General features: G+C 45.2%; 14 protein-coding genes and 2 pseudogenes. 10 read left to right on the top strand and 6 right to left on the bottom strand.

What is annotated here, in order from left to right; genetic code table 11:
• Positions 1–26: 26 nt before the first annotated feature.
• Genes ONZ52_RS16715 through ONZ52_RS16705 form a run of 3 tightly spaced genes read right to left on the bottom strand, consistent with a single transcriptional unit; the run spans position 27 to position 2,730 of the window.
• The gene (locus ONZ52_RS16715) at positions 27–1,553 is read right to left on the bottom strand and encodes a flavodoxin domain-containing protein (RefSeq protein ID WP_265219838.1); all 1,527 of its coding nucleotides are present in this window, start codon (positions 1,551–1,553) and stop codon (positions 27–29) included.
• Entirely contained in the window at positions 1,519–2,238 is a 720-nt protein-coding gene (locus ONZ52_RS16710) for a PepSY-associated TM helix domain-containing protein (RefSeq protein ID WP_265219837.1), read from the bottom strand. The genes ONZ52_RS16715 and ONZ52_RS16710 overlap by 35 nt, the downstream gene beginning before the upstream one ends.
• Positions 2,239–2,256: 18 nt before the next feature.
• Complete coding sequence (locus ONZ52_RS16705; protein ID WP_265219836.1) at positions 2,257–2,730, bottom strand: DUF2271 domain-containing protein; 474 nt, start codon at positions 2,728–2,730, stop codon at positions 2,257–2,259.
• 187 nt (positions 2,731–2,917) lie between these two features.
• On the opposite strand from ONZ52_RS16705, the pseudogene ONZ52_RS16700 reads away from it, so the two are divergent.
• From ONZ52_RS16700 to ONZ52_RS16690, 3 genes and pseudogenes are all read left to right on the top strand, one after another.
• Positions 2,918–3,192 (top strand): annotated as a pseudogene (locus ONZ52_RS16700) (response regulator); the annotation flags it as partial.
• A gap of 165 nt (positions 3,193–3,357) precedes the next feature.
• The gene (locus ONZ52_RS25435) at positions 3,358–3,582 is read left to right on the top strand and encodes a winged helix-turn-helix domain-containing protein (protein WP_418139099.1); all 225 of its coding nucleotides are present in this window, start codon (positions 3,358–3,360) and stop codon (positions 3,580–3,582) included.
• Positions 3,572–4,909: a sensor histidine kinase gene (locus ONZ52_RS16690; protein WP_265219834.1), complete on the top strand. Its 1,338-nt coding sequence runs from the start codon at positions 3,572–3,574 to the stop codon at positions 4,907–4,909. Before ONZ52_RS25435 ends, ONZ52_RS16690 begins: the two co-directional genes overlap by 11 nt.
• A gap of 12 nt (positions 4,910–4,921) precedes the next feature.
• Here ONZ52_RS16690 and ONZ52_RS16685 read toward each other — a convergent pair whose 3' ends face one another.
• Positions 4,922–5,302: a winged helix-turn-helix transcriptional regulator gene (locus ONZ52_RS16685; RefSeq protein WP_265219833.1), complete on the bottom strand. Its 381-nt coding sequence runs from the start codon at positions 5,300–5,302 to the stop codon at positions 4,922–4,924.
• Between the two features lie 139 nt (positions 5,303–5,441).
• On the opposite strand from ONZ52_RS16685, the gene ONZ52_RS16680 reads away from it, so the two are divergent.
• The 3 genes from ONZ52_RS16680 to ONZ52_RS16670 all read left to right on the top strand — a co-directional run bounded on the left by ONZ52_RS16680 (position 5,442) and on the right by ONZ52_RS16670 (position 7,022).
• Positions 5,442–5,993: a flavodoxin family protein gene (locus tag ONZ52_RS16680; RefSeq protein ID WP_265219832.1), complete on the top strand. Its 552-nt coding sequence runs from the start codon at positions 5,442–5,444 to the stop codon at positions 5,991–5,993.
• Between the two features lie 229 nt (positions 5,994–6,222).
• The gene (locus tag ONZ52_RS16675; protein WP_265219831.1) at positions 6,223–6,414 is read left to right on the top strand and encodes an Lrp/AsnC ligand binding domain-containing protein; all 192 of its coding nucleotides are present in this window, start codon (positions 6,223–6,225) and stop codon (positions 6,412–6,414) included.
• 113 nt (positions 6,415–6,527) lie between these two features.
• Complete coding sequence (locus ONZ52_RS16670) at positions 6,528–7,022, top strand: GFA family protein (RefSeq protein WP_265219830.1); 495 nt, start codon at positions 6,528–6,530, stop codon at positions 7,020–7,022.
• On the opposite strand, the gene ONZ52_RS16665 is transcribed toward ONZ52_RS16670, so the two are convergent.
• Positions 6,944–8,101, bottom strand: coding sequence for a methionine aminotransferase (locus tag ONZ52_RS16665; protein ID WP_346433243.1), 1,158 nt, complete (start codon positions 8,099–8,101; stop codon positions 6,944–6,946). The two genes, ONZ52_RS16670 and ONZ52_RS16665, sit on opposite strands and share 79 nt — an antisense overlap.
• 145 nt (positions 8,102–8,246) lie before the next feature.
• Entirely contained in the window at positions 8,247–9,167 is a 921-nt protein-coding gene (locus ONZ52_RS16660) for a LysR family transcriptional regulator (RefSeq protein WP_265219829.1), read from the bottom strand.
• Between the two features lie 149 nt (positions 9,168–9,316).
• Between ONZ52_RS16660 and ONZ52_RS16655 the strand changes: the two are divergent.
• The 4 genes and pseudogenes from ONZ52_RS16655 to ONZ52_RS16640 form a co-directional block, all read left to right on the top strand.
• Positions 9,317–10,609, top strand: a pseudogene (locus ONZ52_RS16655) (malonate decarboxylase subunit alpha); the annotation flags it as partial.
• A 25-nt stretch (positions 10,610–10,634) separates the two neighbouring features.
• Positions 10,635–10,979: a malonate decarboxylase subunit alpha gene (locus ONZ52_RS16650; RefSeq protein ID WP_321160359.1), complete on the top strand. Its 345-nt coding sequence runs from the start codon at positions 10,635–10,637 to the stop codon at positions 10,977–10,979.
• The gene (locus ONZ52_RS16645) at positions 10,979–11,620 is read left to right on the top strand and encodes a triphosphoribosyl-dephospho-CoA synthase (protein WP_265219827.1); all 642 of its coding nucleotides are present in this window, start codon (positions 10,979–10,981) and stop codon (positions 11,618–11,620) included. Before ONZ52_RS16650 ends, ONZ52_RS16645 begins: the two co-directional genes overlap by 1 nt.
• Before the next feature lie 16 nt (positions 11,621–11,636).
• Complete coding sequence (locus tag ONZ52_RS16640) at positions 11,637–11,876, top strand: triphosphoribosyl-dephospho-CoA synthase (RefSeq protein WP_473482036.1); 240 nt, start codon at positions 11,637–11,639, stop codon at positions 11,874–11,876.
• Positions 11,877–11,878 lie beyond the last annotated feature (2 nt).

Here is an 11,878-nt window from a genome sequence, read left to right as displayed (position 1 = left end):
CGTTGCTTAGTAAGCAACTCAAATGACTAATAAACATCCTCCAAATAACGGCCCTGAGCTTTTAAGGCATCAACATTGATCTGCAATGGTTTGAGTATGTCATTAATCGCCTGAGCGACACCGGCAGCCATGCCTCGGCCACCACAAACAAGGATCTGCGCACCTTGCTCTAACATTTGTCGTACCGCGGTTTGATCTTCTAACAGCTTGTCCTGCACGTACGCTTTTTCAGCGGCTTGGCTTTTCGTTTGTGAGAAAGCCGTTTGTAATCCTGTTAAACGATGATCGTTAAGATAACGGCCAAGGTCGGGTTGATAAAGAAAGTCTGCTTCTTCATTGCGTCCGCCCCAGTAAAGGAACATCGGATTGCGCTGAGTATTTTTACGAATAAAACCCGCCAACGGCCCAATACCCGCCCCAGCGCCAATAAGAATTACCGGATTACCTCCGACTGCAGGACGAAACTCAGGGTTTTGACGAATAAAACCTTCAATGCCATCACCGAGTTTTAGAGCATGTAAATAACCAGAGCAAAGGCCATAAGGCTGTTTACGTACGCAGATTTCTAATACGCCATCGGTTGTTGAGGATGCTAAGGAATAAAAACGTGCCACGTCATCATTTGGTGGCACAATCCCCAATAAATCTCCCGCTTCAAAAAAAGGTAATGAATCCGTACCTACCGCGCTAAAGCGAAAAATACTCGTGGCAGCCAAGCCTTCTAGACCATAGTCTTCACGATCTATCAGCGTCAGTTTTGCTGTCGGAGTGGGCAGCGGGTTATGAGTTAAAGCAAGCGGAATACCTGTCACCTCAGCAATATCATTACCCCATTCCCGAAATTGTGCAGAAGAACCTCGATTGATCAAACCTACCGAATGAATACGGGCTATACCTTTGTTTTGTAAAGCTGCATCCACATCTAGCGCATACTGACAGAATTGCGGAAACTGCTGATCACCGAAGCCCAATACGGCAAATTGCAGCGTCTGATCCGGCCGAAAGCTCGCTAATTTTGTTAAAAAATTATGGGCAGAAGACGGTGCATCGCCATTGCCGTAGGTCGAAGTTAAAATAAACAATCGCTTCGCGCGTGGATAATAATCCGCCAATTGATTCATCTCAGCGCAATACACCTTACAACCCACTTTACAGAGGTTTGCTTGCAGGTCTCGAGCAAACCCCCAAGTTGTATTGCCCTCAGATCCGACCAAAATAATGGTATCCGCTTGCTCAATATCCACTGTGTTGATCTGGCTATTAATTTGAGTAATGGCCGAACGGCGACGAATCCACCAAGACTGAGCACCAGTATAAGACAACACAGGCACAGTCAACGCAGAAGCACCTAGGATTAACCCTAACAACCACAAACCTTCGCCTGTGTGGAGTTTCGTCACCAATTGTTGTAGTACGCCGCTTTCAGGTAAAACCGCAAAAGAAAGCCATTGGCCTGTTGATTGATCGACAAATCCAACGCCACTACGTGTTGTTACCGAGTAGACATCTTGTCGGTCATTAGGAGCAGGAAAGGTGAGGCTCTCGCAGTTCACTTAAATCTATGTTTTTTAATGCTATTAACGAGTTGACAGGAGCGGGCAGTCCACCCGATACAGCATTAGGAAACTCGGCTTCCACATAAGTATGATCGGTAAAAACACCAAAGCGCAGTGCTGACATATAGGCACCGGTTAATGAGGAGAGAAGCAAGCCAAGTACCGCGAAACGCGCTAACTCCGAATGAATACGTTTGCCGCCTTTGCCTTTAAAAGGTCTAACTAAGGCTTTCCAACCACCAATGCGACGCACCAATAAAAAGGTTCCAGAAAGACAGATCAGCATCATAAAACCAGCGGTCACACCCGCCATGATTCGCCCCATGTCACCCAATAAAAAAGAACGATGCAGATCCTTTACCCAAACCATCACAGCGGAAGGTCGGTGCGGTGCAATACTTTCGCCAGTTAACGGATTAACCAAGTCTGCATGAGACTTTTCGTCTTGTTGATAATGCACAATGACTTCGCCAGAAAGATCTCGTTCTATACGTTCGGCTTGTGGAAAATGCGTCACTACATGTTGCGCCAGCGTTGCAACGCTTACCTCACCTACTGCTGGAATCACAGCGACGGCTCGATGAAATGTCGGCATCAAAGACAGCACCGCACCAGTACAGGCCAGCGTTATGACAAATAGCATCACCGCTAAACTTGGTAAACCATGCAACTTGCGTAACATAACCTTTACTCCACCCGATTATTTAAGATCGTAAGTAAATGACATCACATATCCGGACCCGATTACTGTTTTGCCGGATCCTGCTGTTGTCAAAGGCGTCGACACATCCGCTTGGTTGCTGTTTGCGTCTTCGACAGCGCTATCAATCACTATTTTATAGCCAGAGTCGATCAAGTTATTGTCTATGTTCTGAGTAATGGTTAACGATCTACCGCTGGTGATGCTTGCTCCAGTTTTGCCGTCGTATTCAGCACTTTTTTTACCGCTTGCACGAGACCAGCCACGTAAGTGCGAATAATATTTACGTTCTTTGCCTGCAACCCAAATCGTCTGCTGGTACTTGTCATTGGCGTCCATAAGATAAATCGCAAAATACGCGCCGCTGCCATTGTAGCGAGCCAGTTGGGTAGTAAAGGTTACTTCCCGAGCCTGTGCTGACATGGACAATGCCAAGCCTGAAAAAATGCTTAACGCCAATAGAATGTGTTTCATCGTGGTTTCCTTTTAAGATCTGATAACAGCACTCTATAATCCTTTCCTGACTCTGAGCTGAACGCCGATATTTTTATAAAGACAGAAGCTCTCAACAAAATCGAAATAGCCTTTCTCGTCTCGCCTTTCAGGTTAATGTCAGGTCAATGAGCTATGATGAGCAAAACAATCTAATCAGAGATACGGCATGCGAGTATTGTTAATAGAAGATACCACTGGGTTAGGAGAAGCCGTTCGCGATCAAATTCGTGATGACGGTCACGCAGTAGATTGGGTGCAAAGCCTGAATTTTGCACAAGCCAGCGTACAAACCACCAGTTATAACTTGATTCTGCTCGACCTTATGTTGCCGGATGGCAATGGCTTTGATTTTTTAAAAGCCTTAGAAAATCTGGAGACTCAACGCCCGTTATCATTCTTACCGCTCGCGATCAGGTATCGGATCGAATTGAAGGACTAAACGCCGGAGCCGACGATTATTTAATCAAGCCTTTTGACCTATCCGAATTATCAGCTCGAGTCAGTGCGGTTGCTCGACGTTATCGTGGCGACCCAAATCCGCTCGTCAAAATCGGTCATTTAGAAATAGATCTGAGTGAACATCGCATCAAGGCGAATGGACAAAACGTGGAATTGACTGCGCGTGAATGGGCGCTATTCGAAGGCTTTGTACAGCGTCCAGGTACTCTATTGTCTCGTTCACAACTTGAAGACCGTTTGTACCAATTCGGTGCCGAAATCGAGAGCAATACCATTGAAGTTTACATCAGTCGGTTACGCAAGAAGCTGGGGCGAGATGTCATTATTACCGTCAGAAACATGGGTTATCGTTTGGAGACTTATGAGCACTAACGCTAGCTTAAAGAAAAGTCTGAGCATCGGCCTAACTTTGGGCGTTTCATTACTTTGGTTGTTCGGCGCCATCACTTCGGGGTTGGTGGTGCAAAAAGAGATGAACGAGTCCTTTGATAAAGCGCTCAAGAAGTCTGCTCAACATATTCTGCCCTTGGTGATTGCCGATTCCTTTAAACAACAAAACAATGACTGGCTCGGCATCCCAACGCTAGAAAATGATGATGAATACCTCACCTATGTGGTTAAAGATCAGCAAGGCAATGTGCTGTTGCGTTCAAAAGATGCCAATCCGCAGATATTTGGCGAAGCCCTAAAAATAGGTTTCTCGAACACCTCGACCCATCGAATTTACACCACATCCGCATTAGAACATCGTGTTTATATTGAAGTGGCTGAACCTCTAGAGCACAGGGAAGAAGACCTCATGGAGGCGGCGATTGCGTTGCTACTTCCCTTACTGTTTTTAGCGCCAATTAGCTTGTTAGGTATCTGGTGGATTATTCGATTGTCTCTTCGTAAAGTCGTTATCTTTCAACACGCTATTGAAAAACGTGGCGCAGGGAATTTATCGCCAGTGGAAATGGAAAAACTCCCCAAAGAATTTAAACCCATTGCGGTGGCCGTCAATCGCTTGCTCGAACGACTACGTCGCACATTAGAGGCAGAACGCAGCTTTACCGCCAACAGTGCCCATGAATTACGTACACCTCTGGCGACCGCATTGGCCAAGGTGCAACGAATCAAATCGATCACACAAGACGAGCATTTAAAACTGCAAATTACCGATGTTGAAAGCTCTCTAAAAGGTCTATCAAAACAGTCTGAGAAGTTACTCGAATTAGCCAAAGCGGAAGGCGGTGGCGCTATTTCACAAAAGCCGCATAACCTTGTGCCTATATTGAAGATGATAGTGGGCGACTTTACTCGTCAGTCACCAGAAAGCATCAAATTAACCTTGCCGACAAGTGACATTAACTCTCTGTTAGACCCAGATGCCTTTGCCATTCTAGCGCGTAACTTGATTGAAAATGCGCTCAAACATGGTCGAGCTAATCGTCCAGTGGAAGTGAGTTTGCTGGAAGGTGGAACGCTGCGAGTGATGAATGAGTGCGATCTTGTTGCACCGCAAGACCTCGCCTTGTTGCGCAATCGGTTTGTGCGAGCAAACACGACCGCTTCTGGCTCGGGTTTGGGGCTAGCGATTGTCGATGCCATTACTACAGGTGCGGGAATTACCTTGCAGCTCAGATCCCCAGCGATGGGTAAACAGGACGGCTTTGAAGTGGAAGTAAATGTAAAACCTAGAACAAACATTAGCGACTAATATAGCCAGCTTCTAGGCATTAGCATTATCGTAATTTTTTTGCGCCTGTTTTACCTGCTCTATATTTTGTTCTGCCCAATCAGCAAACAGTTCAATCGTTTGAGCAAAATCATGGCCTAAGTCGGTTAATTGATACTCTACGGTTACCGGAACGGTAGCAAAAGCGGTTCGCGTAAGCAGCCCATCTCGTTCCAATTGTTTAAGCTTTTGTGACAAAACTTTTTGTGAAATACCTTCTACTTCTCTTTTAATCTGATTAAATCGAAGCGCTTCTTTTCTCAGTAAACCAATAATTAACAAGGTCCAATGATCGGCAAGGCGATCAAAAAAAGCTCGTGCAGGGCAATCTTTAGAATAAATACTGTACGCTAGAAAATCTGTCTTGTTCTGCATAGTAGTTTCTCTCAAGTAACCTAGTCACCTAAAAGTTACTTATTGTATAGTTAGTTTCTAAAACATACTATCGAGTTTGTTTCAAAAAAACGAAGCCTTACCTCGTATTAATTCATCTAAAAAAACATTGGAGCGAGTAATGAAAAAGACAGTCGTGGTTTTCTTCTCTGGGTACGGACATACCAAACGCGTTGCAGAGTATGTTGCAAAGGGCGCTAACGCGCAAAGCATTCAAATTGATGAAAATGGTGATATTACTGACGCGGATTGGGATACTTTGAACGCAGCAGACGCCATCATTTTTGGGGCGCCAACTTACATGGGTGGTGCACCTTGGCAATTTAAAAAATTCGCTGATGCTACCTCTAAAGCTTGGTTCACCCAAGCGTGGAAAGACAAAGTATTTGCTGGTTTTACCAACAGCGCCAGTTTAAATGGCGACAAACAAGTCACACTTATTTACCTGCAAACACTCGCATCACAGCATGGTGGTATTTGGGTAAGTTTGGGACTTCCACCTGCCAATGCGCTTGCAGCGACACGTAGCGACGTAAATAATCTAGGTGGCTCTGTGGGCGTTTTAGTCCAATCGCCTTCAGACGCTGGGGATGATGCTATTCCTGAAGGCGACCTAGAAACAGCTCGTCTTTACGGCGAACGTGTTGCTAACATAGTGAATCGCTTTAATTAAGTAATATTTTAACTTTTCAAACGGCATGCTACAGCCATGCCGTATTCTTTCTTATACGCAACGTTTAACAACCCTAACTTTCCTGTTTATCCACATAAGTTACCTCTTTGTTCCTTTGTAAATCGCAGCTTAAGGTGCTTTAATTCCCCACTATTCGCTGGCACTAATTCTTCGAAATTTGTTTTATTCAAATAACAGCGCACATTAACAATCCAAAGAGGAAACACTTATGGTTACCGCTATTATCATGCTTTCTGTTGAGAAAAAGCACATCAACCAAGTCGCTGAGAAACTTGCGTCTATCGAAGGTTTATCTGAAGTGTATTCTGTCAGTGGTTCATACGATATCGCTGCTATCGCCCGCGTACAAACTAATGACCAACTGTCTGAAACTCGTTACGCAACACCTTGCTCAAATTGATTATATTTTGAAAACAGAAACCATGTTGGCGTTTCAAGCGTATTCAAAACATGATTTGGAAGGTATGTTTTCCGTAGGCGTTTAGTTTAAAAACTCTTTTTGGCGGAGTAATTATGAGTCACCTTCATACTGGATCTTGCCTATGTGGCGCCGTTAAATTTGAGTTGGAAGGCGAATTTAAGAAGTTCTTCCTTTGTCATTGCAGCCGTTGCCGAAAAACCTCTGGCACCGCACACTGCGCCAATTTATTTGCACCGGGCGCTACGCTTACTTGGTTGAGTGGCGAAGATAGACTCCGTTTTTATCGTTTAGAAAATACTAACTTTGCTCGCACTTTTTGCTCCGTGTGTGGCTCCAATGTGCCTACAGATGCGAAAACACGCGGCTTAGTCGTCGTTCCTGCGGGTTGCTTAGACACAGAGGTCGATATCACCCCACAAGCCCATATATTCATGGACAGCCGTGCCAACTGGGATGAAAAACTGAACGAAATAACTTGCTTCGATCAGCTTCCTCCAGTAGGTCTCTTTTATAAAGCCGTCAAACGTCTGGCGGCTTCTAATAAAGTGCTGTCTTCCTTCGCAAAACACAAACGAATCAGGCGCTGATCTTTAGGAGCTTGTTGATAAAACACACTAATCGGAATCGCGGCGACACCGACTTGGTCAATTAACCATTCACAAAACGCCACGTCGTCCAAATCACTGATCGCGCTGTAATCCAATAATTGAAAATACGTACCCTCGCATGGCAATAAGGCAAAACGGCTGCCAGCCAATGCGCTTCTCAGTACGTCACGTTTTTGCTGATAGAACACCGCTAAATCAGCACTCGCTTCAGGCAATGCAATAAGATGCTCCGCCAAGGCTTGTTGCAAAGGTGTTGCGGTACAGAAGGAGACAAACTGATGCACTTTGCGCAGTTCCACGGTTAATTCCGCTGGTGCCACAATGTAGCCCACTTTCCAACCTGTTAAGTGAAAGCTTTTACCAAAAGAAGAAACTACCAAGCTGCGTTTAATTAGCTCAGGGTGTTGGTGAACACTTACTGCAGATTTACCAAAGTGAATAAATTCATACACTTCATCAGACAGTACATAAATGTCTCGGCTCGCAATCGCTTGCCATAAGGATTCTAAATCTTCCGCCAACCAACAGCTTCCGGTCGGATTGTGTGGCGTATTGATTAAGACCAAACGCGTTTTATCAGTAAGCAAATCAGCAAACGCCTGCCAATCAGGGCGAAACTCAGGCGCAGTTAAGGTCACTCGACGACAAACACCACCCGCTAAGGTCACTGCTGGCTCATACAAGTCATAAGCGGGATCAAACAAGATCACTTCATCGCCGTTATGCACTAACGCAGCAATCGCATCAAAAATGGCTTCCGACGCACCACTCGTCACCGTAATCTCGTCAAACGCGTTAACTTTTCGGTCGTAATGATGTTCGATCAAGCTGGCAATCGCTTCTCTTAAAATTGGCAAGCCAGTCATAGGCGAATATTGATTATTACCGGTTAAAATCGCCTGCGATGCACGTTCCAATAATCGAGCATCAGGTGGGAAATCTGGGAAACCTTGCGACAGGTTAATCGCGCCTTTTTCGGCGGCTAACGCCGACATTTTTGTGAAAATAGTCGTGCCGACTAACGGCAGTTTGGAAATAAGTGCAGAAGCAATGGTCACAATGATTTTGCCTCATCATATAAGGTTGGGCATTTGAAAATACGAACTTGAGAGCCATTCTCTATGAAAAAATAATGCAGAGTCAAAGGTTATTGATCTCGATATATTAAGGACAAGAACAAACCCATTTCGTTGTTCCCCTGCATCACATTCTTGCTTTGTATTCTCGTGCGTAATTACGGCATTCAACGATGCAGTTTAAGATTCTAGGGTCTCTTTCACGACTCGCTAGACACACCATGACGACTTGCTGTTTCATATCGGCCATATTTTCCATCGATAATAATTTTATTTTGGTATCAAAGACATGCTCTACACGACGTGGCAATATGGCGTAGCCAACACCGCCACTTACCATGCTCATTAACGAAAATATGTCCCCTAATTCCATCGCAATATTGGGTTGTATCCCGGCTTGCTGAAAGACTTTTTTGGTGTCTGCGGAAGTAGCAAAACCATCTGTTAATGTAACAAAATTTTCGTGCTGAAAATCCTCGAGTTTAATTTGGCTCTTATTGGCGAGAGGTGAATCACAGCTCACGGCCAACATCAGCTCATCTTCAAAAAGAGGCAGATGGGTATACTCTACATCATCAATGGTTTTTTCCGCTGAGATCAGGATCACATCGAGTTCAAAGGACCTTAGTTTGCCCAATAAAGAAGCATTTGAACCTAATGATAGCTCGATATTTAAGTCACTTTTGCGGCGTTTAAGACCGGCGATTAGCTGCGGTAATGTGCTGATAGTGAGCGAATACAACGCGCCTAATTTGAATTGATTGGAATAAAGACCGGCGACTTCTCGAGTGCTGGTGATCCCATCTTGGAGATCATTTAATACTTGTGTGACCCTTTCCTCTAACACTCTAGCGCTGGGTAAAGGCGTCAGTAATCGACCTTCTTGTCGAAACAAAGGACACTTCAATCCTTCTTCAAGAGAGTGTATCGCCCGATGAACACTTACTGAACTGAGCTGCAGCTTCTCGGCCGCCTCAGACAAAGTGCCCACTTTCATAAAGGTCAGAAACACTTCCAATTTCTTTAGGGTGATCATTTCATCAAACATAATTCTTTCCAGCTTTTTCTTAGAGCGTCACTGCTCTCTATTATTTTTTTCAAAGATTATTAGCATGAGAGTAATGATTCCACAAGCACATTGATTGATAGACAATGCCTTCCTTCATACTGTGAAAGAAAAAAACAGGATGAAGTGCGATGCAAACGAATACTGATTCTGGACATAATTGGTTCAGCCGACGTCAAAATAAAGAACGCCGTATGTCAGATCTTAGTCATCTAGTTGACGGGTCTATCATTCCAACAGAGAACATCGTTGCTGCCATGGAGCAGCTAATACAGCCTGGTGATAAAGTCGTACTAGAAGGCAATAACCAGAAACAAGCCGATTTCCTTTCTCGTTCATTAGCAAAAGTCTCCCCTGATAAAATCAACAACCTCCATATGATTATGCCTAGCATCAGTCGATCCGAACATTTGGATCTATTTGAAATGGGTATTGCTCGTAAACTGGATTTCTCTTTTTCTGGCCCACAAAGCTTACGCATTGGCCAACTAATGGAAGATGGCCTGTTAGAAGTTGGCGCGATACACACCTATATCGAGTTGTATGCTCGACTTTACGTAGATCTTAATCCAAATATTGCACTACTAGCGGGTTTTAAAGCAGACAGATTAGGCAATATTTATACAGGACCAAGTACCGAAGACACGCCCGCACTAGTTGAAGCGGCCGCATTTCGCGATGGTATTGTTATTTTCCAAGTTAATGAAATTGTCGACGATGTATCGGACTTGCCGCGAGTGGATATTCCGGCGTCTTGGGTCGATTACATTGTCTTAGCGGATCAACCTTTCTTCATCGAACCTTTGTTTACTCGTGATCCTCGCCTTATTACACCGCTGCAAGTTTTGATGGGCATGATGGCCATTAAAGGCATCTACGCGAAACACCAAGTGCAGTCTCTAAATCATGGCATTGGCTTTAATACCGCAGCCATTGAATTGCTCTTGCCGACCTATGGCGAATCATTAGGACTAAAAGGCAAAATTTGCCGCCATTGGACATTAAACCCTCATCCAACCTTGATTCCAGCGATTGAAACTGGCTGGGTTGAAAGCGTGCATTGTTTCGGCACCGAACTCGGCATGGAAGATTATATTGCCAATCGTCCGGATGTTTTCTTTACCGGTAAAGACGGCTCAATGCGTTCTAACCGTGCCTTTTGTCAGCTAGCAGGACAATACGCGGTTGATATGTTTATTGGCTCGACGTTACAAGTTGATGGCGATGGCAATTCTTCAACCGTCACTCGAGGTCGTTTGGCCGGCTTTGGCGGCGCGCCAAATATGGGTCATGACCCAGGCGGAAGAAGACATTCATCACCCGCTTGGCTGGATATGAAGCCCGATGATTCCTTGTTAAGCAAAGGCCGCAAGCTTGTCGTCCAAATGGTAGAAACCTATCAAGACAGTAATAAGTCGACCTTTGTCGAAGAGGCTCGATGCTTTGGCCATGGCGCGCGATTACAAAATGCCATTGGCTCCGGTGATGATTTATGCCAGCGATGTAACTCACGTTCTGACCGAGGAAGGCATCGCTTATGTATACAAAGCCGAATCACTAGAACAACGCCGAGCCATGATCGCAGCGGTGGCTGGCGTTACGCCACTGGGACTCAGCCAAAACCCTGAAGTTACCGCTCAATTACGACGGGATGGCTTGGTTGCTTACCCAGAAGATTTAGGCATTCGAAGAAGCGATGCTAGCCGAGACTTGTTGGCGGCTTCAAGTATTTCAGACCTTGAAACTTGGTCGAATGGTCTCTATAAGCCACCTGCTAAATTCCGGAGCTGGTAATGACTATATTACTAAAATTAGTGATGACCATCTTATTGAAAGATGAACTGTCTCTGGACGCGACCAAGGTAAGACGTCTTGATGCCAAGAGCCTTGCGCGACTTGCTTCTCAAGCGTTGAAGCAAGAAGCAATGTTGAGTCCGAAGCCAGCCCTCGTGGATTCACGAGGCTCTGGTGCCCACACTGATATGGATGTGGGTTTGTTAATAAAATCGGCTCACTGCCTTGAACCTTACTTTTGCAAGATGGCTGAAGCTGCCACCTTGCACCCAATAGGTTCTGAGCTGCGTCGTAATATTGGCGCCCTTGGTCGTGATGCGGAACTGGCGATGCGCAAAGCGACAAACGGCGTTAATACTCATAAAGGTGCAATCTGGGCATTAGGGTTATTAGTCGCCGCGGCGACTAAAGCTAACACGCTTGATGAATTATTTAATGACGCTGCGCGTTTAGCAAACTTACCTGACGAAGGACTTAAAGCCGTGTACCTAAGTAACGGCTTACAAGTTCGCCATCAATATGGCTTATCAGGTGCGAAGGAAGAAGCGCAACAAGGCTTTCCTCATATCCAAGAACTCGGTCTTCCTATGTTATTCATCAGCCGAGGCTCGAGGCGACTCAGAGTCCGACGCTCAGCTTAACGCATTACTCGCCATTATGACGCGACTTTCAGACACCTGTGTTGCGTCACGGGCAGGACTTGAAGGGATAAACACTATGCAGCAAGGCGCTAATGCCGTGCTTGATGCGGGTGGGACAGGCACATTATTAGGTCGTCAGTTGCTTAACAAATTAGAGCAAGACCTATTGCGATTAAATGCCTCTCCTGGTGGTGCTGCCGATTTGTTGGCTGCGACCCTGTTTATAGACAGCCTGACTCACCAGACCAACCACTAATT

This window comes from Marinomonas rhodophyticola, from assembly GCF_026113935.1.
Lineage (GTDB): Bacteria > Pseudomonadota > Gammaproteobacteria > Pseudomonadales > Marinomonadaceae > Marinomonas > Marinomonas rhodophyticola.
The sequence above is the reverse complement of the archived record's forward strand: the minus strand, read 5'-3'. Positions and strand labels throughout refer to the sequence as shown.